This is a genomic window from Mesorhizobium sp. B2-3-14, assembly GCF_006442175.1.
In the GTDB taxonomy this organism is placed as follows: domain Bacteria; phylum Pseudomonadota; class Alphaproteobacteria; order Rhizobiales; family Rhizobiaceae; genus Mesorhizobium; species Mesorhizobium australicum.
Genome location: NZ_VFVP01000001.1, coordinates 936829 through 959761 on the forward strand (window position 1 = coordinate 936829; position 22933 = coordinate 959761).

Sequence of the window (22933 nt, forward strand, 5' to 3'; positions counted from 1 at the left end):
TCCTCACCGGCCCATCCTCACTGGCCCACCCTCACTGGGCCATCGCCTTGCCGTCAGCGCCGAAGCGATGCAGCTTGGCCTTGTCAGGGGTGAGATAGATCGTGTCGCCATGGCGGACCGCCAGTTCGCCGTCGGCGCGCACCGTCAGCGGCCCGACGCCGTCGGCTTGAACGTGCAGGAACGTGTCGGAGCCCAGATGCTCGGCCACGCCGACCGTCGCCTTCCAGTCGCCCGCCGTGGTCGATATCTGCATATGTTCGGGCCGGATGCCGATGGTCTTGGCGGTGTACTTGCCAGCCGGCGCGCCTTCGATCAGGTTCATCTTGGGCGAGCCGATGAAGCCGGCGACGAACAGGTTCTTCGGCGTCTTGTAGAGTTCCATCGGCGAGCCGACCTGCTCGATATTGCCGGCGTTGAGCACGACGATCTTGTCGGCCATGGTCATGGCCTCCACCTGATCGTGGGTGACGTAGATCATCGTGGTTTTCAGCTGATGGTGCAGTTCGCTGATCTCCAGCCGCATGGTGCCGCGCAGTGCCGCGTCGAGGTTGGACAGCGGTTCGTCGAACAGGAAGGCCGAGGGCTGGCGCACAATGGCGCGGCCGATGGCGACGCGCTGGCGCTGGCCGCCGGAGAGCTGGCCGGGGCGGCGTTCGAGGTAGTTGGTAAGGTTGAGCACGCGCGCCGCGTCCTTCACCTTCCTGTCGATGGTCGCCTGGTCCTCGCCCGCCATCTTCAGCGGGAAGGCGATGTTCTTGGCCACCGTCATATGCGGGTAGAGCGCGTAGGACTGGAACACCATGGCAAGCTTGCGCTTGGCCGGCGCCTCGCCGGTGACGTCGCGGCCATCGATGTTGATGGTGCCGCCGCTGGTGTCCTCAAGACCGGCGATCAGCCTGAGCAGCGTGGACTTGCCGCAACCCGACGGGCCGACGAAGACGACGAACTCGCCGTTTTCGATCACCAGGTCGAGGCCGGGGATGATGGACGTCGAACCAAAGGACTTGGAGACGTTCTTGAGCGTGATGTTTCCCATGGTTTCCTCCCCGAGGGCTGTTTTTCGCCGATTGCTTCAGGCAATTTCCGTCACTTCACCGCGCCAAATGTCAGGCCGCGCACCAGCTGCTTCTGGCTGAACCAGCCCATGATCAGGATCGGCGCGATGGCCAGGGTCGAGGCGGCCGAAAGCTTGGCCCAGAACAGGCCTTGCGGGCTGGAGAAGGAGCTGATGAAGGCGGTGAGCGGGGCGGCTTCGGTGGTGGTCAGCCGGATCGTCCAGAACGCCTCGTTCCAGGCCAGGATGATGTTGAGCAGCATGGTCGAGGCAATGCCCGGCACCGCCATCGGCGTCAGCACGTACCAGATTTCACCCCACAAGGATGCGCCGTCCATACGCGAGGCTTCCAGGATTTCGCCCGGGATTTCGCGGAAGTAGGTGTAGAGCATCCACACCACGATCGGCAGGTTGATCAGCATCAGCATGATCATCAGGCCGATGCGCGAGTCGAGCAGGCCGAGATTGCGGAAGATCAGGTAGATCGGGAACAGCACGGCGACCGCCGGCATCATCTTGGTGGACAGCATCCACATCAATATGTCCTTGGTCCGCTTGGTCGGCGAAAACGCCATCGACCATGCCGCCGGAATGGCGACCAACAGCGCCAGGATGGTCGAGCCGACAGAAAGCAGCACCGAGTTCAGGAAGAACTTGAAGTAACCGCTCTGCGCCTGGACCTCGGCATAGCTCTCGAAAGTCCCGGACGGGATCAGGTTGAAGCCCTGGATTGCCTCCTGTTCCGACTTGAACGAGGTGATGATCGTATAGAGGATCGGAAAGAAGATCAGCAGCGCGACGGTCCAGGCGGCAATTGTCGCGATTGTCTTGTGCTGGGTGGTGACTGAGCGTGCCATCGTATCCTCCCTTACTTGTCCAGGTTCTTGCCGACGGCGCGCATGGCGAAGAAGGCGACGATGTTGGCGAGAATGACGGCGATCACACCGCCCGCGGATGCTTGGCCGATTTTGAATTCCAGCAACGCCTTCTGGTAGACGAGGAAGGGCAGGTTGGTGGAGGCGTATCCAGGGCCGCCATTGGTGGTGACCAGGATCTCGGCATAGACCGAGAGCAGGAAGATCGTCTGGATCAGGATGACGACGGTGATCGCGCGCGACATGTGCGGCAGCGTCAGATAGATGAAGCGGCTGATGAAGCCGGCCCCGTCCATCTCGGCGGCTTCCTTCTGCTCGCCGTCGAGCGACTGCAGCGCGGTCAGGAGGATCAATGTCGCGAAAGGCAGCCACTGCCAGGCAACGATGATGATGATCGCCGTCATCGGATGCTGGCCGAACCAGTCGATCGGCTGTGCTCCGAAGAAGCGCGCTATGTCGGCGAACACGCCATATTGCGGGTGCATGATCATGTTCTTCCACACCAATGCGGCCACCGGCGGCATGACGAAGAACGGCGAAATGACGAGGATGCGCACGATCCCTTGTCCCCACATCGGCTGATCGATGAGCAGCGCCAGCAGGATGCCGCCGATCACCGTGATCAGCAGCACGCTGACCACCAGGACAAGCGTGTTGAGGATCGACTGCAGGAAGGCCGGATTGGAATAGAACAGCGCGTAATTGGATAAGCCGACGAACCCGTCGCGCATCGGGTTGAGCGGATTGTACTGCTGGAAGGAGAACCAGATCGTGATGACCAGCGGCACGATCATCCAGACGAACAGCAGCACCACGGAAGGCGCCATCATGAATCGGGCAAGCGAACGGGTCTGCTGAGTAGCCATGACGGTCACCCTTCAAGGATCAGGCTGAATTTTCACAGGCTCTGGAAAGGCGGCCGCCCGAACTGGGTTTCGGGCGGCCGGTGCCGGTCGAGGAGGTGACCGGCGTTCGGCACCGGGAGGAGCCTTACTTGATGTAGCCGCCCTCGGTCATCGCCGCGGTGGCGGCGTCCTGGGCCTGCTTCAGCGCATCGTCGACGCTCGACTGGCCGGCAAGAGCCGCCGAGAAGAGCTGGCCGACGGTTGTGCCAAGGCCCTGGAATTCAGGGATGGCGACGAACTGCACGCCGACATAAGGCACCGGCTTGACGGTCGGATGCGTCGGGTCGGCGGCATTGATGGAGTCCAGCGTCATCTTGGCGAACGGAGCCGCCTTCTGGTACTCGGGATTGGCGTAGAGCGAGGAACGCGTGCCCGGAGGCACGTTTGCCCAGCCTTCCTTCGACGCGACGAGTTCGGCATAGTGCTTGCTGGTCGCCCATGAGACGAACTTCTCGGCGGCGTCGGCCTTCTGCGTGCCGGCCGGGATCGCCAGCGACCATGCCCACAGCCAGTTGCCCCGCTTGCCCAAGCCATTATCCGGCGCCAGGGCATAGCCGACCTTGTCGGCGACGGTGGAGTTCTTCGGGTCGGAGACGAAGGAGGCGGCGACGGTGGCGTCGATCCACATGCCGCACTTGCCCTGCTGGAAGAGCGCCAGGTTCTCGTTGAAGCCGTTGGACGAGGCGCCCTCGGGACCGTCGGCCTTCATCAGGTCGACATAGAACTGCAGCGTCTTCTTCCATTCCGGCTGGTCGAACTGCGGCTTCCAGTTCTCGTCGAACCAGCGGGCACCGAAGGAGTTCGACATGGCGGTCAGGAAAGCCATGTTCTCGCCCCAGCCGGCCTTGCCGCGCAGGCAGACGCCGTTCACGCCATTGGCGCGGTCGGTCATCTTGTCGGCCGCCTGCTTGATGAAATCCCAGGTCGGGGCGTCGGGCATTTTCAGCCCAGCCTTCTCCATCAGGTCCTTGCGGTACATGACGAAGGAGCTCTCGCCGTAGAAGGGCGCGGCATAGAGCTTGCCATCGACCGAAAGGCCGCCGGCGATGGCCGGGATGATGTCCTTGGCGTCATAGTCGTCGCCGAGCTTGTCGAGCGGCAGGAGCCAGCTCTGCTTGGCCCAGATCGGAACCTCGTAGGTGCCGATGGTCATCACGTCATACTGGCCACCCTTGGTGGCGATGTCGGTGGTGACGCGCTCGCGCAGCACGTTCTCTTCGAGCGTGACCCAGTTGAGCTGGATGTCCGGGTTAGCCTTGGTGAAGTCGTCGGTCAGCTTCTGCATGCGGACCATATCGCCATTGTTGACGGTGGCGATGGTGATGGATTCGGCGTGTGCGGCGAACGCAAGCGTGCTGGCCGACAACAAGCCCAGGGTGAGCGTGCGAAGTTTCATCAAATTCCTCCCATGAACCAAGTTGAGCATTTGCCTTGGCTGTGAGCAATTACTCACTTAGTCTTAATTATGTCAAGCCGGATTCGATGCTGCAGCGCAGCACACGGCCGGTGAATGGTACGGAGGTTCGGCGACAGGGCTCGGATTGCAGCCGTCTGGAGTCCAGGCAGCGGGGCCAAAGCCTCTCGAACGGGATGTCGTTTGTCGCCCCGGTCCGACGTCAGCTTATGTGCCGGTCAGCAGGCGATCTCGGCCAGCAGCCAGTCGCGGAAGGCGCGGATCTTGGGCACGTTGCGGCGCGCCTCGGGGTAGACCAGCCAGTAGGCGTGCCCGTCGTCGCCGACCAGGTCGAATGGCTGGATCAGCCGGCCGTCGGCGAGTTCGGCCTTGAACAGCGCCCGGGTCAGAATCGCCACGCCATGGCCCGATATGGCCGCGTTGGCTTCATAGGCCTGCGCGCCCATGCTGCTGCCGGGCCGCCTGGCAAGGTCGTGGCTGTGCACGCCGGCGGCCTCGAACCATTGCGTCCACCAGATATCGCTGGGATCGAGGATCGGCAGCTTGAGCAGGTCGGCCGGTTCGTTGATGCCGCCGATGCTCGCAGCGAGCTTCGGGCTCAGCATGGGCGTGAAATCGGCATCGAGCAGCTTGTGGGCTTCCAGCCCCGGCCATTTGCCGCCGCCCGAACGAATGGCGAGGTCGACATCCTCGCGGGCGAAATCCGTCAGCCGGCTCGACGTGTCGAGCCGCACGGCAAGCGAGGGATGCGCGATCTGGAATGCGCCCAGATGGTGCGCCAGCCAGTTCGAGGCAAAAGTCAGCACCGTGGTGACGCACAACAACCCGTCCGCCCCGCCGCGCGCGGCGGCATAGGCCTGGCTAAGAATGGCAAAGGCCTCGCTGACCGCCGGCGCCAGGCGCTGGCCGGCTTCGGTCAGTTCGATCTGCCGCGGCCGACGCAGGAACAGCGGAGCGCCGACGCGCTCCTCCAGCACCTTGATCTGATAGCTGACCGCCGCTTGCGTCATGGCGAGTTCGCCAGCGGCCTTGGTGAAGGAAAGATGCCGCGCCACCGCCTCGAACACCCGGATCGCCTGTAACGGCGGCAGCTGCGAAACCTGCGGCGCGCTGAGATCAGGCATAAAGCCTCCTTATGGATCGTTATCGACGTTCGATTGGCAAAAGCGGCCGGCAAGGCCGACATTCATCCTCAACCCGTCATTCGGGTTCAGGATAACGAAGGTTGACGATCATGACCATGGCGCAGCAAAAATGCACTCCCGCCCCCGATCATCGCTGGATTTCGTGGCTTGTGGACGGGTTCGGCTGGTTCGCGACCCGAAAAAGGGCGCATCTCGACGTCAGGGACCTGTCGCCGCACCTGCAGCGCGACCTCGGTTTCCTCGATGGCAACGACCCTTTCGGCCGGCACCAATAGCCTTGCTGGCTTTATCGCGAAGCCGTCAGATACTGGCCAGCAGGGCGGCCGCCGTCCGCTCGTCGGTGATGAGCCCGTTGACAAGCCGTCGGTTGACCGCGGCCAGGATGCCGGGCAGCTTGCGCTCGCCCATGGCGAGCGCGATCACCAGCGACTTCTCGCGCGACGGCAGCGCCGCCGACGACACCCGGTCGTTGGTGATGCCGTCGATCATGCGGCCCTCGCGGTCGAACACCCAGCCGACGATTTCAGCGACGCCGCCGGCCTTCTGCAAGGCTTTCAGTTCGCTTTCGGAAATGAAGCCATCCTCGTAGAGCGGCGCCTTCGGGCCGAGGTCGCCGATACCGATGAAGGTGACGTCGGCCTCCGCCGCAAGCACCAGTGTCGGCTGGATCATCGGCTGGTTGAGCAGCATCTCGCGCTCCTGCGGCGAAGAGGCGATGACCGGCAGCGGCATCGGGAAGGACCGCGCCTTGACCCTGTCGGCCATGGTGAAGATGACGTTGTAGAAAGCGGCCGAGCCATCTGGCGAGATGTTGCCGGTCAAGGACACCACCTTGTGCTGCGGGCATTCCATCGGTGGTAATTGTTCGATCGCCGCCTTCAGCGTCCGTCCGGTGCCGATGCCCATGACGATCGGCGTCGGCGACCGCAGCCGCCGCTCGATCTCGGCGGCCGCCGCTTCGGCGATGCCGATGGTGGTGGAGGATGAATTGGGGTCGCTCGGCACCACCTCGACCAGGTCGAGCGCGAAGCGCGATTTCAGCCGTGCCGCGAGATCAAGGCAGTTGGCGATCGGATGATCGACGCGGACCTTGATCAGGCCTTCCGACACCGCCAGCGACACCAGACGCTGCGCCGTCTGCCTCGATATGCCGAGCGTAGCGGCGATCTGGTCCTGTGTGTTGCCGGCAACATAATAGAGCCAGCCGGCGCGCGCCGCGTCGTCCAGCCTGTTGCTGCCGCCATCCTGCCGGGTATTCACGTCCTGCCTCCCAAAACCGCCGATCATCAGGCGGTCGTATCAGTTTCGCAGGGAATGACCGCCTGCGCAATTGTCAATCTAAAGAGCAAATGCTTGCGCCGAAGCAGCGGTGATTTCTCCGCAAACATCCTGTCGGAGAAAGCGTCGCGGGTCCGTTTCCCCATCTGAAGGCATGTTCAATGGCCGCCAAAGGTTTATCTCGCGGCGCAAACCCTTTAAGGGATCGAAAAAAGGAGCGCTGCATGACACCGAAGGCGGTTTTCTGGGACATGGACGGGACGCTGGTCGACAGCGAACCGCTGCATGAGGCAGCCCTCATCGCAGCGATGCGCAATGCCGGCCTCACGCCTCCGGCCGATCTGCACGAACGCGTGCTCGGCGTCGCCGCCTGGCCGGTCTACGAAATGATGCGCGACGAGTTCGGGCTGCAACTGCCCTTCGACGAATGGATCGTTCACAAATATGAGCATTACCTGCCGCTGGTCGAGGGGCTGAAGCCGCGCCCAGGCGCCATCGAGATCTTCAAGGAGTTGCGTGCGCTCGCCGTGCAGCAGGCGGTGGTCTCAAACTCGGATCGGATGATCGTCGACGCCAATCTGCATATGGTCGGGCTGACCTACCCCGGCATGAAGACGATCAGCCGCAACGATGTGCGGGAGGGCAAGCCGCACGCGGAGCCTTTCCTTCGCGCCGCCTATCTGGCAGACGTCGATCCCGCGCACGCCGTCGCGGTCGACGACAGCTGGCCGGGCGCCATGGCGGGCCTGGCGGCGGGAATGAAGACGATCTTCTGGCCTGAAAAGCCGATGGAAGGACCGCCCGGCGCCATTGTCATCAACAGCGCCGGGGAATTGCGGGCTCAGCTCGGACTGTAGCGTTCAGTTCCGGTACACCGGCTCCTGCTCGTCGAGGATCGCCTTCAACTCGGCGAGATGACGTTCGGCCTGGCCGGGATAGTTGTCCATCTCGCTCGCCGCCTTCTCGGCGATCGCGTCGGGCAGGGTGCGCAGCGGCCGGCCCGTCCACAGGGCCTTGATGTAGGTCTCGGCGGCACGCTCGAAATAGAACATGCGGTTGAAGGCGTCGGCGACGGTGTCGCCGATGACCAGCACGCCATGGTTGCCCATCACCATCACCTTGACCTTGGGGTCGGCGAGAAGCTGCGAGCAGCGCTCGCCCTCTTCCTCGAAGGCCAGTCCGCCATAATGGGCGTCGACGACGTGACGGTTGAAGAACATCGCCGAATTCTGGTCGATCGGCGGCAGCGTCGAGTCGGCAAGCGAGGCCAGCACGGTGGCGTGGATCGAATGGACGTGCATGACGCAGCGCGCGTGCGGCACGTTGCGATGGACGGCGCCGTGCAGGCCCCATGCCGTGGGGTCGGGTGCATTCGGCCCGGAAAGCGTCTCGGGGTCGTTGGCGTCGATCTCGATCAGGTCGCTGGCCTTGATGCGCGAGAAATGCACCTGGTTCGGGTTCATCAGGAACTTGGTGCCGTCGTCGTTGACCGCCAGCGAGAAATGGTTGGCCACCGCCTCATGCATGTTGAGCCGCGCCGTCCAGCGGAAGGCGCAGGCGAGATCGACGCGCTCTTCGTAGAAGGGCAGGTTGGTGAGCGTTTCCTTCTGCAGGCGGGCGATGCTCATCGAAAAGATCCTCCAGTTTGGCCCAGAATGCCGCGCGCCGCTGGTGCCCGCAACCGCTTTCGCTTGGTGCAGAAGGCCAGTTATGCCGCGGTGCTTGCGGCGCCAACGGTTCGCAGTCCGCCGTGCTCGATGATGAAATCGATTACCTCCCGCAGGCCCTTGCCGCGCGAAAGATCGGTGAAGCCGAACGGCCGCTTGCCGCGCATGCGGCCGGCGTCGCTCTCCATGACGTCGAGATTGACGTTCACATAGGGCGCAAGATCGCTTTTGTTGATGACCAGGAAATCGGACCGCGTGATCGCCGGGCCGCCTTTGCGCGGAATTTCTTCGCCCTGGCACACCGAGATAACGTAGAGCGTGAGATCCGCAAGGTCCGGCGAGAAAGTGGCGGCAAGGTTGTCGCCACCGGATTCGATGAAGATGATGTCGAGGTCGGGAAATTTGCGGTTGAGCTCGGCGATCGCCTGCAGATTGATCGAGGCATCCTCACGGATGGCGGTGTGCGGGCAGCCGCCGGTCTCGACGCCGACGATGCGGTCCTCCGGCAGCGCCTGCAGCCGGGCCAGCATCATGGCGTCCTCTCTGGTGTAGATGTCGTTGGTGACGACGGCGATGGAGAACTCGTCGCGCAGCGCCTTGCAGAGTTTTTCGGTGAGCGTCGTCTTGCCGGAACCCACGGGGCCGCCAATGCCGATACGAAGGGGGCCGTTGGGTTGTGTCATGTCGGAAACTCCGTGATGGCAAGGACTGCGAAGCCGAGCCCGATCAACAGGCAGAGCGGCGAATAGAAACTGGAATCGAGCCGAGCGAAAGGCTGTTGCGGCGCCAGCCGGCGCCACCAGGGCGTGAAACCGGCAATGCCGCGCCCCAGGAACACCAGTCCGATCAGCATCGCGGTAGCCGCGAGGCCCTGCTTGGGAAACGGCGAGGCAAAGAAACCGATGAGCGCCAGCGGCCACAGCGTTGCCAGGCCGAGGCAGGCGGCAACGGCGAAACTGGCGAACGGCGTCGGCATTTCGTTGACGCCGCGAAAGCCGACGACAGCGTGGGCGCAGGACGCCGCGTCCCTGCCCGGCCAGACGCCGCCTATGCCCCAATAGACATGCAGTGCCGTGATCAGCAGCAGGACGAAGGAGAGGACGAAGGCGAGGAGGATCATGAGCGGAACAATCGCGAATACTGGGTTTCGTGCTTCATGGCCATGACGTCGGAGACGAAGGCGCAGCCGCCGAGGTCGTCCAATGTCGAGCGGGACGCGCGGGCAGCGGTCGAGAGCGCCAGCGGCTCGAAACCCGCGAGCAGCGTCGTCGCCTCGTTCTGGCCGATCATGCCGAGCCGGATCGCGGCCTGGACGAGGTTGGAGAAGAAGGCTTGCGCGAAGGCGCACAGCGCGTCCTCAAGCGCGATGCCATTGCCGCCGGCCACGGCTCCGACGGCCACGCAATAGGCGCAATCGGCCGGCAAGCGCTCCAGCACGGCAGTGGGCCAGGCGGCGGCTGCTTTGAGGAAGGCCGCGCCTTGCAGCATGGTCTCGGCGTGGCGTTCGCGCGAGCCGGCCAGTGCCTCGGCCAGTGCGACAACCTCGGCCAGATCGCCACCTTCACGGGCGCGGCGCCAGCTTTCGGCGAACAGCACGGCATCGTTCCAGCCCGAGCCCATCTCGACCAGCGCCTCCAGCCAGCCGGCAAGGCCGGCGGCATTGGTCACCAGCCCATCTTGCACCGCGCGCTCGAGGCCATGGCTGTAGGCAAAGCCGCCGACCGGAAAGGCCGGCGACAGCCACGCCATCAGCCGTAGCAGGGCGATGCCGGACGGCTGGTCAGTCATGATCATGGTGGTGATCGTGCGAATGCGCGTGGCTGTGCGCATGCGCTTCGCTATGGCTGTGGCCATGCGCGTGGCCGTGATCATGCCCGCCGGAATAGGCGCCGCGCACCGGTTTGAACGGCTCGGAGACGTCGCGCACCGTGGCGCCTAGCCCCTCCAGCATCGCCTTGATGACGTGGTCGCGCAGGATGAGGATACGGTGCGCCTCGATGCCTGCGGCGAGATGGCGGTTGCCGATATGCCAGGCGAGTTCGGCGAGATGCACGGCGTCGCGGGCGCGGATGTCATAGACCTCTTCGGGCGCCGCGATGATCTCGATATGGCCGCCATCCTCCAGCACCAGCCGGTCGCCATCGTTCAGAGCGACAGGCTCGGGCAGGTCGACCAGCACCTTGCCGCCGTCGGCAAGTTCGATGGCGCGGCGGCGCAGATGCCGCTCGTCATGGGCGAGAACGGCACGGCCGGACGGCGCGGTGGTTGCGGCCGTGCCGGCGGGCAATACGGAGACGGCGCGCGGGAATTTGGTGAAGTCGGTGTTGAGATTGAGCTTCATTTCATGGAACCTCCATCAGAGCGCCGCGCGTCCCCTTGGACGCGCAAAGGACGCTCTAACATGTTTGAATCTATGCATCGTGCTTTCCGAAAATCGATTCCGATTTTCGGGCCGATGCATTGGCTTGCGCCCGGGTCCGGGCCGGCCGCGCCAGAAGGCGATCGAAATAGCTATTGACGCGCTCGGAGTCGATCGGGAAACGGCCGGCACGCGCCCAGCCGCCCATGTCGCCGAGCAGCACGTCGACGGCGGAAAACCGGTCGCCGAGCGCGAACGGCTTGTCGCCGAGCCGGCGCTCCAGCGCCTTGACCTCCGTGGCGAAGTCAAAGGCCGCGGCAGGACCGACATCGACCCGCACCTCCCTGGGCAGGAGGAAACGGTGGCGCAATTTGTTCCACAGCGGCGCCTCGAACTCGCTCTGGGCAAAATGCATCCAGGAATCCATTTCCGCGCGGCCAGCGAGACCGGGATTGGCGCCCATACCTTTATCGGCGTGCTTGTCGGCGAGATAGACGCAGATCGCCGCCGAATCCGTCACCGTCAATTCACCGTCGATGAGGATCGGCACCTTGCCCGACGGATTGAGCGCATAGGCTTCGGGCGAGCGCAGCTTGACCTCGACGAACTCATAGGGCTGGCCGAGTTCCTCCAGCATCCAGAGGACGCGACTGACCCGGGATCCGCGCGATCCGACGGCCTTGTACATCGTTGAACCCTGCCTTTCCCGAGCAGCCTAGTGCATCCGCGGCCGTCATACGATCGTGTCGAAGAGCCGCAGGATGAACGATATCTGGTAGATCAGCGCCGCCGCGACGAAGGCGATGTGGTACCGGCGGTCGCGCACCAGGATCGCGACGACGCACAGCACGACGAAGACCGGCGTGCGGAACAGATACTCGCTGCCGAAGCGGGCGAAATGCTCAGGCCCCTTCAGCAAAGTGTCGACCACGTCGAGCAGGTAGGTCGCCGCCAGCAGGCCGAAGAACCAGGCGCGGCGCGAATAGAAGAAATCCTCGTAGCTGGTGTAGTCCAGCATCGAATCCGGAAACAGCAGCGCGCAGAGCAGGAACAGGGTGATCGCGTAGAAAATGATGAACGGTACTTGCCGAAGGTCCAGGTTTCGATGGTGTAGAGGCCGAACTCCCACCACCAGAAATGCACCAGCATCAACAGCACCGAGGCGACCCAGGCCAGATGCACGGGGTAGAGACGGTATTGGCCGGGATGCTGGACAATGCGCGCCACCCCCGACAGCAGGCGCGCGACGCCAAGCCCGATCACCATGCCCATGACGATGCGAATATGCGGGAAAATGTCGTGGGCGGAGGCTATTTGCTGGTCCATAGGTAGCTAATAATGCTCTCGATGCTATGAAAAAGCTCTAGCGGACCACGTGGTGCTATTCGCGAATAAGCTGATCCGATGACCACGGCGTGCCGGGAAAATAGTCATAGTCGAGAATTTCCCTGATCGAATACGGACAGTCCGCGGGGAAATTGCCCTCCCTCAGGCCGGTCTCGTCCGCAGCCTTCAATCTCGCTATTTTGAATTCTCGTCCGAGCCGCTGTCCCGGATAGGCTTTCAAGCTAGGGCTTTCATCGAGCAGATCTTCGATCTGAAATCGCTGCTCGCGGATGGTCAGCAACCATCCAGTTTTGCGCCTTTCGGGCTGAAATTCCCATTTGAGCAAATGCAGGAGCAAGGTGCCAAGTCTACTCGCAATTTCTCTTTTGTCGCTCCGCCCCAAGCTCTCGATCTCCTCCGCCAGGTTATCGCGATCGAGGTCTGAGAGGCGACCTTCGCGCAACAGCGCGCCTTGCTCGGCGCACCACTGAGCATAATCGGCCTCATAGGGCGTCAATTGCTGTTTTCGAAAAATCTTGTTCATTTAAGTGATATTGCTCTCAAAGCACGTAATTTCCAAGCCAGACGGAAAAGGTAGACCCTTATCCGAACCCTTCGGCGCAACATTCCGCTGCCGCAGTTGACGAAGCGCATGCGCTTTCATGGCGGTTCATTGCGCATTCATGAATTTCAGCGGAACGTCTCAAAACAGAAAGTACCTTTGCGCCATCGGCAGCACGGTCGCTGGCTCGCAGGTCAAGAGTTCGCCATCGGCGCGAACGTCGTAGGTTTCCGGATCGACCTCGATATGCGGCGTGGCGTCGTTGAGCACCATCGAGTGCTTGCCGATGCCGCCGCGCGTGTTTTCGACGGCGACGAACTGCTTGTCGACGCCGAGCCGGCCGAGCAAACCGGACTCGAGCGCGGCCTTCGAAACGAAGGTCACCGACGAATTGGTCCGGGCTTTGCCATAGGCGCCGAACATCGGCCGGTAGTGCATCGGCTGCGGCGTCGGGATCGAGGCGTTGGGGTCGCCCATCGGGGCGGCCGCGATCATGCCGCCGATCAGCACCATGTCCGGCTTGACGCCGAAGAAAGCCGGGTTCCACAGCACCAGGTCGGCGCGTTTGCCGATCGCGATCGAGCCGATCTCCTTCGACAGGCCATGCGCGATGGCCGGATTGATGGTGTATTTGGCGATGTAGCGGCGGACGCGGAAATTGTCGTTGTCGCCCGTCTCCTGAGGCAATGACCCGCGCTGGCGCTTCATCTTGTCGGCCGTCTGCCAGGTGCGGATCGCCACCTCGCCGACCCGGCCCATGGCCTGGCTGTCCGACGAGATGATCGAGAAGGCGCCGATGTCGTGCAGGATGTCCTCGGCCGCGATGGTCTCCTTGCGGATGCGGCTTTCGGCAAAGGCGATGTCCTCGGGGATCGACGGCGACAGGTGGTGGCAGACCATCAGCATGTCGAGATGCTCGGCGAGCGTGTTGACTGTGTAGGGCCGCGTCGGGTTTGTCGAGGACGGGATGACGTTGGGCAGGCCGCAGACCTTGATGATATCAGGCGCATGGCCGCCACCGGCGCCCTCGGTGTGGAAGGCATGGATGGTGCGGCCCTTGATCGCCGCCACCGTGTTCTCGACAAAGCCGCTCTCGTTGAGCGTGTCGGTGTGGATCATCACCTGCACGTCGTAATCGTCGGCCACCGACAGGCAGCAGTCGATCGCCGCCGGCGTCGTGCCCCAGTCCTCGTGCAGCTTGAGCGAGCAGGCGCCGCCCAGCACCATCTCCTCGAGCGCGGCCGGCAGCGAGGCATTGCCCTTGCCCGACAGGCCGATATTCATCGGGAAGGCGTCGAAGGACTGGATCATGCGTGCCATGTGCCACGGCCCCGGTGTGCAGGTCGTGGCCAGCGTGCCATGCGCCGGACCGGTCCCGCCGCCGAGCATGGTGGTGATGCCCGACATCAGCGCTTCCTCGATCTGCTGCGGGCAGATGAAGTGGATATGCGCGTCGAAGCCGCCCGGGGTCAGGATCTTGCCCTCGCCGGCGATAATTTCCGTGCCGGGGCCGATGATGATGGTGACGCCGTCCTGCGTATCCGGATTGCCGGCCTTGCCGATGGCCGCGATGCGGCCATCCCTCAAACCTATATCGGCCTTGAAGATGCCGGCGCTGGCATCGATCACCAGCGCATTGGTGATGACGGTGTCGACCGCACCTTGGGCACGGGAAACCTGGCTCTGACCCATGCCGTCGCGAATGACCTTGCCGCCGCCGAATTTCACCTCCTCGCCATGGATGGTGAAATCCTTCTCGACCTCGATGAAGAGTTCGGTGTCGGCAAGCCGCACCTTGTCGCCGGCCGTCGGGCCATACATCTGGGCGTAGGCGGCACGCGTTAGTCTGGCCATCAGCGGTTGCTCCCGAAATGCGGTGTTGGTAAAGCCGGGCTGCACATTGCCGCCCTCCAATGGTCACGCAATGACCCGCTGGGCGACACCTTCCGGACCCATTTGGCGGTTGAGGTGGAAGGGTCACCCCAAAACGACCGTTTGCCAAATCGATGGAAGGAAAATCCATGCGCAAAGCGATAATTCTTGCAGCCGCCGCCAGCCTGATGCTGGCGGGTGCCGCCAGCGCCCAGCAGCAGCCCGCGCAACAGCCCGCCCCGACTACGCCGGCTCCAGCCGCGCCCGGCGGTCAGCAGGCCGCGCCGGCGATCCAGAGCGTCAACGTGATCGACATCAGCGAGTTGCCGAAGGACACCCAGACGCAGGTCAACCAGGTCATTGCCCAGCGTGGCGATGCCGGCCTGCAGAAATTGCGCAGTTCGATCGATGCCACCCCCAAGGTGAAATCCGCCCTCCAGGCCAAGGGCATGACGTCGGCCCAGGTGGTCGCGGCCAGCATGGAGCCGAACGGCGCGCTGACCCTGATCACCAAGAAAGCCAGCTGACGAACCGGCGCGGCGGGCCGGTATCCGGTCCGCCCACCGAACCGGAGAGGGAACCGTGACAGGGCTGGGGACGTTTCGTTTCAAAGGACTTGAAGCAAACTGCGAAAGCGAACGATGACCCTCACCACCCTGCCCGATGCCCGATGCCATGCGCGATGGTTGCATGTCATTGCCGCGGCTGCGTTTCTGGCGGCGAGTGTCCCGCGGGCGGCGCTCAACGCGCAGGGCCTGGAAAGTCCCGAGACCGTGGACCGCATCGTCGGATCGCAAGTCAACCAGGAAGAGGCGAAGACGACCGCTGAAATCGGAAAAGTCAGTTCGGCGATCGACCGCACGCGCGAAAACATCAGCACGGTGCGCAAGACGTCCAAGCTCGACAAGGTCGATATCGTGTTCCTCACCGACGCGGCGCGCAGCGAAGGCGGCCCGCCGCCGGCCATCGAGAACAAGGTTCGGCAGCATCAGGACGATGTCACCGAGCTGCGCAAGGAGATCGAGGCCAACGCCCTGCTTTTCAATGCCCTCGATTCGCGGCGCGTCCTTGCTCAGGACGTTCTCGCCGTGGAGTTCGACGATCCGGGAAAGATCGTCATCTATGCGGCCGCCAAGCCCTCGGGCTGAGCCCCACGCAGCGCTTGCGCGCGCTGGCCTTGCCGGCCACCCATAAGAAGCCCTCACAGCTTGCCCATCACCTTCTGCTGGAAGCCATGGATTTCACGCTTGCCGCCAAGCGGCACCAGCGTGACGTCCCGTTCCTGCCCCGGCTCGAAGCGCGTTGCGGTGCCGGCGGCGATGTCGAGGCGCATGCCGCGCGCCCGTTCACGATCGAATTTCAGCGCCTCATTGGTTTCGTAGAAATGATAGTGGCTGCCGACCTGGACCGGTCGGTCGCCACTGTTGGCCACTTTCAGGATGACGGTCGGCAGACCCTTGTTGAGCTCGATGTCGCCTTGAACGGGGATGATTTCGCCTGGAATCATGGGACCTCACACGACGCCGAAGGCGAGGCCGACGCCGATCGCCGCGCAGGCGGCGCCCGTGATGCGGGCCACGCCGCGGGACCTCATGCCGAGGCCAAGCCCGACGGCGATGCCGATGGCATGGAGCAGCACGGTGGCGACGGCAAAACCGGCCATATATTCGAGGCCGCCGGCATTTTCCGGCACTTCCGTGCCATGGGCATGGCCGTGCAACAGCGCGAACAGGCCGATGATGACGACACCGGCCGAAACAGGCAGATCGACCGCCAGCGCCACCAGCAGGCCGAGCGCCACGACGGAGGCCAGTATACCCGGCTCGACGAAGGGCAGCGGCACATGGGCCGTGCCCAGGGCCGCGCCACCGAGCATGACGCCGACGAACGCCGCCGGCCAGACCCAGATCGCCTTGCCGCCCTTGAGGGCTGCCCACAGACCGACGGCGAGCATCACCGTCATGTGGTCGAGGCCCGACAGCGGATGCGTGAAGCCGGCCATGGCGGAGGAGGTCGTGCCGATACCGACATGGGCGTAGGCAGGCATCGCCGCGGCCACGAGCAGGATCGCCGAGAGGCACAGGCGTTTGACAGGGATCATTTTACTTGCCTTTCGTTTTGCGGTGTCACGCGGCCTTGCGGGGGCCGCAGCCCTCGGCCTTGAGCACGCGTTTGGTCGAAGCCGGATATTTCTTCAGCATCGCGGCGGGGCGGATCGGCCGGGCCGTAAAATTGCCGCCGCAGTTCGGGCAGACGCCGCCAAGCACGTTTTCGACGCAGCCGGTGCAGAAGGTGCACTCGAAGGTGCAGATCCGCGCATCCGTCGCTTCCGGCGGCAGGTCCTTGTCACAGCATTCACAGTTCGGGCGCAGTTCAAGCATGTCTCTCTCCTCACCGGATCGGTTCGTGCACGGTCACCAGCTTGGTGCCGTCGGGAAAGGTCGCTTCCACCTGTACGTCATGGATCATCTCGGCAATGCCTTCCATCACCTGCGCGCGGCTGACGACATGGGCGCCGGCCTCCATCAGCTCGGCCACCGGGCGGCCATCGCGGGCGCCCTCGACGACGAAATCGGTGATCAGCGCGATCGCTTCCGGATGATTGAGCTTGACGCCGCGCTCCAGCCGCTTGCGCGCCACGATCGCCGCCATGGCGATCAGCAGCTTGTCCTTTTCCCTTGGCGTCAGGTTCATGCGTCTTCCTGAAATGATGCGGACACAGTCACAGTGACCATAATTTGGGCAGCCCCGCTTTTCCGTTGAGCAATCCGACGAGCGGGACCAGCCGCTGGCGCAGCTGGTAGCCGTCCCCAGCGTAAAGCCTCGCAAGAAGCTTGCCAGATGTCTTCACGGTCCAGACGCTGGCGCCGCCCCGGTCGCCAATGATCTCCCTGGCCTGATCGAGCAGGGCTTCCGCGCGCGGCGACACCAGCAGCAGCGTAGCCACGGCGATCGCGCCATTTGCTATCGCCGGACGGGCCATCATGTCGGCGATATCAGGTCCGATGCGGAAATCCTCGGCGTGGATGAGGGTTCCTTCCCTGCGGATACGCCAGCGGTCGCGAAAAGTGCCCTGTGCGGCACGTTCGCCCATGGCCAGGCGGCCGAAGACGGCCGCTTCCAGCACCAGCGCCTCGGCCCCCGCGGCAAGCTCGACGTCCAACGTACGGACAAACGCGGCGCGATCGAAGACGATGGTTTCCTGCGGCAGCCAGGCGATGCTGCCGTTCTCTCCGACGGTCAGCCTGACCCGGACTTCGGCATGGTCCGATGCGGCGCGATAGACTTTTTCGCAGGCCTGGGTCGTTATCCCCGCGCTGGCATGCGGGCCGACATCGACATCCCAGCCGAGGCGGTCGCCGCCGGTCAGCCCGCCGGCGGTGTTGATCAGGACGGCCTCCAGCGGGCCGGCCGAAACATACGGCAGCCTTATCTTGGCGGAGCCGTCCTGATAGAGGCGCCGCAGCCGCGTGCGGCCGTCAATGCTGGCGCAACCTAGCCGCGCCTTGCCCGCCGCGCGCTGGGCCAGCTGACCTGAAAACCTGGTATTTTCGATCGTATCCACGCCGTCAGGTTAAGCACTGTGGCGCTTTTGTCGACATATAGCTTGTTGCTTGATGGCGTTTCCGTTTCTATAGAGGGAACCACCTTGGTACGGTCAGGCGACGCTTGGCGGAGGGATAAGGCGAAGATCGCGGCCTGATATCGAGGACAAGAAGGCGCCGTTCAGTTGGCGTCGGGAAACGACACAGTGGGGAAGAAACCGAATGGCTGACCAGCTGGCAGCGGACATCATCGAGAAGATCAAGGCCCATGCCGAGCCGGGCGGCGAGGAAATCACCACCACAACCGAATTGACGGCGCTCGGCATCCATTCGCTGGAGCTGACCGAGATCATCTTCGACCTCGAGGAGCAATATGGCATCGAGATCGAGATGAACACGGTCGACGCCTGGAGCAACCTGAAGAACGTCGGCGACATGGTCGAGGCCGTTCGCGCGCTGATCGCGAAAAAAGCCTGACCGAATGCTGAAGCGCGTCGTCATTACCGGCATCGGTGGACTGTGCGGATTGGGCACCGATGCGCAGGCAATCTGGGCCGAGATGCGGGCCGGCCGGTCGGCGATTGGCCCGATCGACAACCCCTTCCTGCACGACCTGAAGGTCAAGACCGGCTGCGAGATCAAAGCCCTGCCGGATCACGGCATCGAGCGCAAGCAACTGGTGTCGATGGATCGCTTCAGCCTGCTGGCGGTGCTCGCGGCGAAAGAAGCCATGCGGCAGTCCGGATTGGTCCCGCATGCGGACAACACCTATCGGATGGGAACCATTGTCGGTGTTGGCGTCTGCGGCTTCGAGACCGTCGAGGAGAATTATCGCGCCATCCTGCTCGAGGGCAAGAATCGCGCCGGTATCTTCACCGTTCCAAGAGTGATGCCGGGCGCCGCCGCCGGTCAGGTCAGCATGCATCTGGGTTTGCGCGGACCGGTGTTCGGCGTCACTTCGGCCTGTTCGTCGGCCAATCATGCCATCGCATCGGCGGTCGACCAGATCAGGCTCGGGCGCGCCGACGTGATGGTGGCCGGGGGCACCGATGCGCCGCTCGTGTGGGGCGTGCTGAAGGGCTGGGAGGCGCTGCGTGTGCTTTCGCCCGACACATGCAGGCCGTTCTCGGCCGACCGCCAGGGGCTGGTGCTGGGCGAAGGCGCCGGCATGGCGGTTCTGGAAAGCTACGACCATGCGATGGCACGCGGCGCCACCATTTTGGCTGAAATCGCCGGCGCCGGCCTTTCGGCCGATGCCTCCGATATCGTCGCGCCGACCGTCGAGGGGCCGGAAGCGGCGATGCGCTTCTGCCTGGCGGATGCCGGGCTCAATCCCGAAGACATTGACTACCTTAACGCGCACGGCACCGGCACCAAGGCCAACGACCAGATCGAAACCCTCGCGATCAAGCGCGTCTTCGGCGACCATGCGCGCGCGCTATCCGTCTCCTCGACCAAGTCGATGCACGCGCATTGCCTCGGCGCCTCGGGCGGGCTGGAGATGATCGCCTGCGTCATGGCGATCCGCGAAGGCGTCGTGCCGCCAACGGCGAATTACCGCGAGGCCGATCCCGACTGCGATCTCGACGTCACGCCGAATGTCGCGCGCGAGCGCAAGGTGCGCGCCGCCATCAGCAATGGCTTTGCCTTTGGCGGCACCAATGCCGTGCTGGCCTTCAAGGCAATCTGACCCCGGGCGGTTACCACCGGCCGGGCGGTCACCACCTGGCCGCGCGGTCCGAATTGGGTGACTGTCCGTGCGTGGTGAAAGCGGCGCCGCCATATTGATCCGGCCTCGCCGCAGCCCTAATTCTTGGCCGACCCGCCAATATCGCACCGCTTGGTGCGCATCCCCCCCGCTCAGGAGTTCCCGATGGCCGACCTGTCCGCCTTTCCGATCGCAAGCCGGTGGCCGGCCAAGCATCCGGACCAGATCCAGCTCTATTCGGCAACGACGCCGAACGGCGTGAAGATCTCGATCGCGCTGGAGGAAATCGGCCTGCCCTATGAGCCGCACCTGATCAACATCGGCAAGAACGAGAGCTGGACCCCGGAATTCCTGTCGCTCAATCCCAACGGCAAGATCCCGGCGATCATCGATCCCGACGGACCGGACGGTGCGCCGATCGGCCTGTTCGAATCCGGTGCGATCCTGCTCTACCTGGCGGAAAAGACCGGCCTGCTCATGCCTGTCGACGCGGCGCGGCGCTACGAGACGATCCAGTGGGTCTTCTTCCAGATGGCGGCGATTGGGCCGATGTTCGGCCAGGTCGGGTTCTTCCACAAATTCGCCGGCCGCGAGATCGCCGACAAGCGGCCGCTGGAGCGCTACCGCGACGAATCGCGCCGCCTGCTCGGCGTTCTCGACGTCAGGCTGAAGGGCCGCAAGTGGATCATGGACAATGACTACACCATCGCCGACATCTCGCTGCTCGGCTGGGTGCGCAACCTGATCGGCTTCTACGAAGCCCGCGATCTGGTCGGCTTCGACGATTTCGCCAATCTGGCAGCCTGGCTGGAGCGAGGCCTGGCGCGGCCGGCGGTGCAGAAAGGCCTGACCATTCCGGCGCGAGGCTGAACCCGTCAGCCCACGGGAAGAGCGGCCTACTTTGCTTTCGCCTTGGGCCCGCCCCTGCCGACCACGGAGGCGGCAAGGGATGCCACGCCACGCGCCGTGGCCACGACCGCGCCAGCGGCGACATTGGCCGCGGTGCGAACCTTCGAGCCGCCGCCTGCTTTCGAGTCGCCGGCTGGGGCCGGCTTCTTCGCCTGGGCGGGCTTGGCGGCCGCTTTCGGCACGGTCGCTTTCGACCCTGGCACGACTTTTTTCGGCGCCGCCTTGCCGAAGGCCTTCGCATCCTTGGAGCGCTGGGCGATCGCCGGGCCAGCCCCGGCCGTCGACCGCGGCGCTCTCGGTTGTGCTGACTTGCCCCTGGCGGGCTTTTTTGTGTTTGCTGCCATCGGACGGAATCCCTCTTCTGGCATGATTGCCTGATCGGGATAACGCGTTGTAAGTCTTAAGGTTCCCGCCGAAAAATACTGAAAATTAACCGGGTTGACCAAAGACCAGGTCGGCCGCCCGGCGCCGCGCAAGCACGCGTTCGATGTTGGGCATGTCGTTGGAGGCGATCCAGGCGCGCGCATCCGCCTCGGAACGTCCATGCTCGTGCCAGCGTTCCATCAGGCGGCGTTCGAGCTCGTTGCGCGGCACGTCGACGAAGATCGAGAAATCGAACAGCGGCGCCAGGCGCGACCACGGCTCCTCGTCTAGCAGCAGGTAATTGCCTTCCACCAGGATGAACTTGGTCTCGGCGCCGACAATTGCCGCGGCGGCGCGCGACAATTCCATGCCGCGGTCGAACACCGGAATGGCAATCTCGGCCTCGCCGGCGCGGATGCGCTTCAAAAGCGTCTCGAAGCCGCCAAAGTCGAACGTGTCGGGCGCGCCCTTTCGCGCCCGCAGACCGCGCCGCTCGAGCACGATGTCGTCATAGTGGAAGCCGTCCATGGGCACGACCTCCACCGCGCCTTCCGGCAAAAGGTCATGCAGGCTTGCCGACAGTGTCGACTTGCCGGCGCCCGGCGGCCCGGCAATGGCGACGATGAAGCGATTTGCCTTGCCGGCACGCTTGAAGATGGTGGCGGCGAGGTGGGCGATTTCGGACATTTTTCGGCTCCTTCCGAAGATTTTGGACGCATCTTGTCGGCGGTCGCTTGAAATTTCAAACCGCGATTTGCACGATTTAGAGCGACCGGTTGTGGAGTCAGCAGTGGCGACTGCGATTAGTCCGTTACGGCTTTGTCTTCAGCGCGCCGCTGGCTGGCCGATACGCAGAAATTCGCTATCGAACGGGACCTCCGATGCCGCGGCGCCAGCCAACCGCAGGTGGCCACCCGCCGTGGTGATCGCGCGCGGAGGCCCGCCACCCGACAGGGGCAACGCACCGATGACATGGCGGAACGAGACGCGATCCTGGCCGAGCTCGAACGCGGTCGCCACGCCCTCGCGCTTCAGCCAGTTGTCGCCAAGCGAGGCGGCGTGGCCGACCGCGGTGCGCCCATCCTCGATGCCGAGCACGCCGAGATGGCGGCCGCTCCACGGCGCGTAGTCGCGCCCGCCATTGCTGAACCAGAGCATGGTAACAGGCAGTTCGGCCGGGTTCTTCAGCACCAGCACCAAATCGTCCTCGGCCTGGCGCGCCAGCGCGGTCCAGCCCGGCCCGCCATGGTCGGCCTCGACCAGGGTGAGGAAATCCTCGCGCCGGTCATCCATGCGGTAATCCGCCAGATCGAGCGTGCCGCCGCCGGCAGCAGGGAAATGCCCGAGGTCCGACGACCGACCGGGGTAGGCCAGCATGAAGCGGCCGCGCACGGGGTCCGGCTCCAGCGGGTCGGCTGGCGTGGCGGCAAACCGCTTCGGCGAGAAAGCCAGCCTGCCGCCGCCTTTCATTGCCGTCATCGGGTGATGGGCGACCGAGATCGCGCCGGACCTGCCGGAAAACACATGTTCCTGGTAGAGGAAAGGATGGTTGTCGCGCAGCGTGAAAATCTTGTCGACGCTGGCGCCCATCACCTTGTGGCGCAGCCGGAAGACCGCGCGCCAGCCACCATCCGTGGCGCCGCTGTCGACCACATCCCAGGCGCTGTTGGCCGGCCAGCCATGCAGCGGCGCCTCCTCGACATCGCTGCGCGAAAACGGCGCGCACAGAAAGTCGCCGGAGAGCCTGACGGTGCCTCGCGGCAGGTCTGGAGGCAGCGTCTCGCCCGCGTCGACCCAGGGTGCACGGTGCAGCGGCTTCAACCGGCGCGCGCCGCTCTCGATGATCATGTCGGCGATGTGGCCGACCGTGAGGTCGAGCGAAACCGAAATGCCCTTGGCGTTGATCGTGACTGTATCCATGGCTCTCTCACCCGAATCCGAAGGGTGCCAA

29 protein-coding genes and 1 pseudogene are annotated in these 22933 nt (G+C 64.1%); 7 read left to right on the forward strand and 23 right to left on the reverse strand.

Translation table 11 applies throughout. The features are described from left to right. Positions 1–31: 31 nt before the first annotated feature. From FJ950_RS04355 to gcvA, 5 genes are all read right to left on the reverse strand, one after another. The gene (locus FJ950_RS04355) at positions 32–1036 is read right to left on the reverse strand and encodes an ABC transporter ATP-binding protein (RefSeq protein WP_015314488.1); all 1005 of its coding nucleotides are present in this window, start codon (positions 1034–1036) and stop codon (positions 32–34) included. 50 nt (positions 1037–1086) lie between these two features. Then, positions 1087–1911: a carbohydrate ABC transporter permease gene (locus tag FJ950_RS04360; protein ID WP_015314489.1), complete on the reverse strand. Its 825-nt coding sequence runs from the start codon at positions 1909–1911 to the stop codon at positions 1087–1089. Between the two features lie 11 nt (positions 1912–1922). Continuing rightward, complete coding sequence (locus FJ950_RS04365; RefSeq protein ID WP_015314490.1) at positions 1923–2795, reverse strand: sugar ABC transporter permease; 873 nt, start codon at positions 2793–2795, stop codon at positions 1923–1925. A gap of 124 nt (positions 2796–2919) precedes the next feature. After that, positions 2920–4230, reverse strand: coding sequence for a sugar ABC transporter substrate-binding protein (locus FJ950_RS04370; protein ID WP_140615308.1), 1311 nt, complete (start codon positions 4228–4230; stop codon positions 2920–2922). A gap of 236 nt (positions 4231–4466) precedes the next feature. Continuing rightward, positions 4467–5372 carry a transcriptional regulator GcvA gene (gcvA, locus tag FJ950_RS04375; RefSeq protein ID WP_015314492.1) on the reverse strand — a complete coding sequence of 302 codons (906 nt, stop codon included), beginning with the start codon at positions 5370–5372 and terminating at the stop codon, positions 4467–4469. Positions 5373–5482: 110 nt separating this feature from the next. Here gcvA and FJ950_RS04380 point away from each other — a divergent pair, with 110 nt between their 5' ends. Next, positions 5483–5668 (forward strand): hypothetical protein, encoded by a 186-nt coding sequence (locus FJ950_RS04380; RefSeq protein WP_140615447.1) that lies wholly within the window; start codon positions 5483–5485, stop codon positions 5666–5668. Between the two features lie 25 nt (positions 5669–5693). On the opposite strand, the gene FJ950_RS04385 is transcribed toward FJ950_RS04380, so the two are convergent. Then, positions 5694–6653, reverse strand: coding sequence for a sugar-binding transcriptional regulator (locus tag FJ950_RS04385; RefSeq protein ID WP_140615310.1), 960 nt, complete (start codon positions 6651–6653; stop codon positions 5694–5696). 242 nt (positions 6654–6895) lie between these two features. Between FJ950_RS04385 and FJ950_RS04390 the strand changes: the two genes are divergently transcribed. Beyond that, positions 6896–7528 (forward strand): HAD family phosphatase, encoded by a 633-nt coding sequence (locus tag FJ950_RS04390; protein ID WP_140615312.1) that lies wholly within the window; start codon positions 6896–6898, stop codon positions 7526–7528. Positions 7529–7531: 3 nt separating this feature from the next. Here the strand turns inward: FJ950_RS04390 and FJ950_RS04395 are convergent, their stop codons facing one another. The 9 genes and pseudogenes from FJ950_RS04395 to ureC all read right to left on the reverse strand — a co-directional run bounded on the left by FJ950_RS04395 (position 7532) and on the right by ureC (position 14442). Further along, positions 7532–8299 carry a class II aldolase and adducin N-terminal domain-containing protein gene (locus tag FJ950_RS04395; protein WP_140615314.1) on the reverse strand — a complete coding sequence of 256 codons (768 nt, stop codon included), beginning with the start codon at positions 8297–8299 and terminating at the stop codon, positions 7532–7534. Between the two features lie 80 nt (positions 8300–8379). Continuing rightward, positions 8380–9021, reverse strand: a complete 642-nt coding sequence (ureG, locus tag FJ950_RS04400; RefSeq protein ID WP_015314497.1) for an urease accessory protein UreG — start codon at positions 9019–9021, stop codon at positions 8380–8382. Further along, complete coding sequence (locus FJ950_RS04405; protein ID WP_140615316.1) at positions 9018–9458, reverse strand: DUF3995 domain-containing protein; 441 nt, start codon at positions 9456–9458, stop codon at positions 9018–9020. The genes ureG and FJ950_RS04405 overlap by 4 nt, the downstream gene beginning before the upstream one ends. Beyond that, the gene (locus FJ950_RS04410; RefSeq protein WP_015314499.1) at positions 9455–10126 is read right to left on the reverse strand and encodes an urease accessory protein UreF; all 672 of its coding nucleotides are present in this window, start codon (positions 10124–10126) and stop codon (positions 9455–9457) included. Before FJ950_RS04410 ends, FJ950_RS04405 begins: the two co-directional genes overlap by 4 nt. Continuing rightward, positions 10119–10679, reverse strand: coding sequence for an urease accessory protein UreE (gene ureE / locus FJ950_RS04415; RefSeq protein WP_140615318.1), 561 nt, complete (start codon positions 10677–10679; stop codon positions 10119–10121). The genes FJ950_RS04410 and ureE overlap by 8 nt, the downstream gene beginning before the upstream one ends. 70 nt (positions 10680–10749) lie before the next feature. Continuing rightward, on the reverse strand, positions 10750–11385 hold the full coding sequence (locus FJ950_RS04420) for a glutathione S-transferase family protein (protein WP_140615321.1): 636 nt from the start codon (positions 11383–11385) through the stop codon (positions 10750–10752). A gap of 45 nt (positions 11386–11430) precedes the next feature. Continuing rightward, positions 11431–12023 (reverse strand): annotated as a pseudogene (locus FJ950_RS04425) (hypothetical protein). Positions 12024–12078: 55 nt separating this feature from the next. Then, complete coding sequence (locus tag FJ950_RS04430; RefSeq protein WP_140615323.1) at positions 12079–12567, reverse strand: DUF29 domain-containing protein; 489 nt, start codon at positions 12565–12567, stop codon at positions 12079–12081. A 159-nt stretch (positions 12568–12726) separates the two neighbouring features. Further along, on the reverse strand, positions 12727–14442 hold the full coding sequence (ureC, locus tag FJ950_RS04435; protein WP_181171073.1) for an urease subunit alpha: 1716 nt from the start codon (positions 14440–14442) through the stop codon (positions 12727–12729). Positions 14443–14606: 164 nt separating this feature from the next. Here ureC and FJ950_RS04440 point away from each other — a divergent pair, with 164 nt between their 5' ends. Continuing rightward, positions 14607–14984: a hypothetical protein gene (locus FJ950_RS04440; RefSeq protein WP_140615327.1), complete on the forward strand. Its 378-nt coding sequence runs from the start codon at positions 14607–14609 to the stop codon at positions 14982–14984. 114 nt (positions 14985–15098) lie between these two features. Beyond that, the gene (locus FJ950_RS04445) at positions 15099–15605 is read left to right on the forward strand and encodes a hypothetical protein (RefSeq protein WP_140615329.1); all 507 of its coding nucleotides are present in this window, start codon (positions 15099–15101) and stop codon (positions 15603–15605) included. A gap of 53 nt (positions 15606–15658) precedes the next feature. Here FJ950_RS04445 and FJ950_RS04450 read toward each other — a convergent pair whose 3' ends face one another. Genes FJ950_RS04450 through FJ950_RS04470 form a run of 5 tightly spaced genes read right to left on the reverse strand, consistent with a single transcriptional unit; the run spans position 15659 to position 18022 of the window. Next, complete coding sequence (locus tag FJ950_RS04450) at positions 15659–15964, reverse strand: urease subunit beta (RefSeq protein ID WP_015314507.1); 306 nt, start codon at positions 15962–15964, stop codon at positions 15659–15661. A gap of 6 nt (positions 15965–15970) precedes the next feature. After that, entirely contained in the window at positions 15971–16558 is a 588-nt protein-coding gene (locus tag FJ950_RS04455; protein ID WP_140615331.1) for a HupE/UreJ family protein, read from the reverse strand. A 25-nt stretch (positions 16559–16583) separates the two neighbouring features. Further along, positions 16584–16838 (reverse strand): DUF1272 domain-containing protein, encoded by a 255-nt coding sequence (locus FJ950_RS04460; RefSeq protein WP_140615333.1) that lies wholly within the window; start codon positions 16836–16838, stop codon positions 16584–16586. A gap of 10 nt (positions 16839–16848) precedes the next feature. Then, positions 16849–17151 (reverse strand): urease subunit gamma, encoded by a 303-nt coding sequence (locus tag FJ950_RS04465; RefSeq protein ID WP_015314510.1) that lies wholly within the window; start codon positions 17149–17151, stop codon positions 16849–16851. Between the two features lie 28 nt (positions 17152–17179). Then, positions 17180–18022, reverse strand: coding sequence for an urease accessory protein UreD (locus tag FJ950_RS04470; RefSeq protein ID WP_140615335.1), 843 nt, complete (start codon positions 18020–18022; stop codon positions 17180–17182). Positions 18023–18224: 202 nt separating this feature from the next. Between FJ950_RS04470 and FJ950_RS04475 the strand changes: the two genes are divergently transcribed. From FJ950_RS04475 to FJ950_RS04485, 3 genes are all read left to right on the forward strand, one after another. Further along, entirely contained in the window at positions 18225–18479 is a 255-nt protein-coding gene (locus FJ950_RS04475) for an acyl carrier protein (protein WP_015314512.1), read from the forward strand. Between the two features lie 4 nt (positions 18480–18483). Then, on the forward strand, positions 18484–19692 hold the full coding sequence (locus FJ950_RS04480) for a beta-ketoacyl-[acyl-carrier-protein] synthase family protein (protein WP_015314513.1): 1209 nt from the start codon (positions 18484–18486) through the stop codon (positions 19690–19692). A gap of 183 nt (positions 19693–19875) precedes the next feature. Continuing rightward, positions 19876–20580 carry a glutathione S-transferase N-terminal domain-containing protein gene (locus FJ950_RS04485; RefSeq protein WP_140615337.1) on the forward strand — a complete coding sequence of 235 codons (705 nt, stop codon included), beginning with the start codon at positions 19876–19878 and terminating at the stop codon, positions 20578–20580. Positions 20581–20606: 26 nt separating this feature from the next. Here the strand turns inward: FJ950_RS04485 and FJ950_RS04490 are convergent, their stop codons facing one another. The 3 genes from FJ950_RS04490 to FJ950_RS04500 form a co-directional block, all read right to left on the reverse strand. Next, complete coding sequence (locus FJ950_RS04490; protein WP_140615339.1) at positions 20607–20963, reverse strand: hypothetical protein; 357 nt, start codon at positions 20961–20963, stop codon at positions 20607–20609. Positions 20964–21048: 85 nt separating this feature from the next. Continuing rightward, positions 21049–21669: a nucleoside triphosphate hydrolase gene (locus tag FJ950_RS04495; protein WP_140615341.1), complete on the reverse strand. Its 621-nt coding sequence runs from the start codon at positions 21667–21669 to the stop codon at positions 21049–21051. Positions 21670–21807: 138 nt separating this feature from the next. Next, positions 21808–22902, reverse strand: coding sequence for a hypothetical protein (locus FJ950_RS04500; RefSeq protein WP_140615343.1), 1095 nt, complete (start codon positions 22900–22902; stop codon positions 21808–21810). Between the last annotated feature and the right edge of the window lie 31 nt (positions 22903–22933).

What these genes read in the sequence shown, in the direction of transcription:
- FJ950_RS04355 (WP_015314488.1), bottom strand. Translation starts at nt 1,036, where the DNA reads ATGGGAAACATCACGCTCAAGAACGTCTCCAAGTCCTTTGGTTCGACG.
- FJ950_RS04360 (WP_015314489.1), bottom strand. Translation starts at nt 1,911, where the DNA reads ATGGCACGCTCAGTCACCACCCAGCACAAGACAATCGCGACAATTGCC.
- FJ950_RS04365 (WP_015314490.1), bottom strand. Translation starts at nt 2,795, where the DNA reads ATGGCTACTCAGCAGACCCGTTCGCTTGCCCGATTCATGATGGCGCCT.
- FJ950_RS04370 (WP_140615308.1), bottom strand. Translation starts at nt 4,230, where the DNA reads ATGAAACTTCGCACGCTCACCCTGGGCTTGTTGTCGGCCAGCACGCTT.
- gcvA (WP_015314492.1), bottom strand. Translation starts at nt 5,372, where the DNA reads ATGCCTGATCTCAGCGCGCCGCAGGTTTCGCAGCTGCCGCCGTTACAG.
- FJ950_RS04380 (WP_140615447.1), top strand. Translation starts at nt 5,483, where the DNA reads ATGACCATGGCGCAGCAAAAATGCACTCCCGCCCCCGATCATCGCTGG.
- FJ950_RS04390 (WP_140615312.1), top strand. Translation starts at nt 6,896, where the DNA reads ATGACACCGAAGGCGGTTTTCTGGGACATGGACGGGACGCTGGTCGAC.
- FJ950_RS04395 (WP_140615314.1), bottom strand. Translation starts at nt 8,299, where the DNA reads ATGAGCATCGCCCGCCTGCAGAAGGAAACGCTCACCAACCTGCCCTTC.
- ureG (WP_015314497.1), bottom strand. Translation starts at nt 9,021, where the DNA reads ATGACACAACCCAACGGCCCCCTTCGTATCGGCATTGGCGGCCCCGTG.
- FJ950_RS04405 (WP_140615316.1), bottom strand. Translation starts at nt 9,458, where the DNA reads ATGATCCTCCTCGCCTTCGTCCTCTCCTTCGTCCTGCTGCTGATCACG.
- FJ950_RS04410 (WP_015314499.1), bottom strand. Translation starts at nt 10,126, where the DNA reads ATGACTGACCAGCCGTCCGGCATCGCCCTGCTACGGCTGATGGCGTGG.
- ureE (WP_140615318.1), bottom strand. Translation starts at nt 10,679, where the DNA reads ATGAAGCTCAATCTCAACACCGACTTCACCAAATTCCCGCGCGCCGTC.
- FJ950_RS04420 (WP_140615321.1), bottom strand. Translation starts at nt 11,385, where the DNA reads ATGTACAAGGCCGTCGGATCGCGCGGATCCCGGGTCAGTCGCGTCCTC.
- FJ950_RS04430 (WP_140615323.1), bottom strand. Translation starts at nt 12,567, where the DNA reads ATGAACAAGATTTTTCGAAAACAGCAATTGACGCCCTATGAGGCCGAT.
- FJ950_RS04440 (WP_140615327.1), top strand. Translation starts at nt 14,607, where the DNA reads ATGCGCAAAGCGATAATTCTTGCAGCCGCCGCCAGCCTGATGCTGGCG.
- FJ950_RS04445 (WP_140615329.1), top strand. Translation starts at nt 15,099, where the DNA reads ATGACCCTCACCACCCTGCCCGATGCCCGATGCCATGCGCGATGGTTG.
- FJ950_RS04450 (WP_015314507.1), bottom strand. Translation starts at nt 15,964, where the DNA reads ATGATTCCAGGCGAAATCATCCCCGTTCAAGGCGACATCGAGCTCAAC.
- FJ950_RS04455 (WP_140615331.1), bottom strand. Translation starts at nt 16,558, where the DNA reads ATGATCCCTGTCAAACGCCTGTGCCTCTCGGCGATCCTGCTCGTGGCC.
- FJ950_RS04460 (WP_140615333.1), bottom strand. Translation starts at nt 16,838, where the DNA reads ATGCTTGAACTGCGCCCGAACTGTGAATGCTGTGACAAGGACCTGCCG.
- FJ950_RS04465 (WP_015314510.1), bottom strand. Translation starts at nt 17,151, where the DNA reads ATGAACCTGACGCCAAGGGAAAAGGACAAGCTGCTGATCGCCATGGCG.
- FJ950_RS04475 (WP_015314512.1), top strand. Translation starts at nt 18,225, where the DNA reads ATGGCTGACCAGCTGGCAGCGGACATCATCGAGAAGATCAAGGCCCAT.
- FJ950_RS04480 (WP_015314513.1), top strand. Translation starts at nt 18,484, where the DNA reads ATGCTGAAGCGCGTCGTCATTACCGGCATCGGTGGACTGTGCGGATTG.
- FJ950_RS04485 (WP_140615337.1), top strand. Translation starts at nt 19,876, where the DNA reads ATGGCCGACCTGTCCGCCTTTCCGATCGCAAGCCGGTGGCCGGCCAAG.
- FJ950_RS04490 (WP_140615339.1), bottom strand. Translation starts at nt 20,963, where the DNA reads ATGGCAGCAAACACAAAAAAGCCCGCCAGGGGCAAGTCAGCACAACCG.
- FJ950_RS04495 (WP_140615341.1), bottom strand. Translation starts at nt 21,669, where the DNA reads ATGTCCGAAATCGCCCACCTCGCCGCCACCATCTTCAAGCGTGCCGGC.
- FJ950_RS04500 (WP_140615343.1), bottom strand. Translation starts at nt 22,902, where the DNA reads ATGGATACAGTCACGATCAACGCCAAGGGCATTTCGGTTTCGCTCGAC.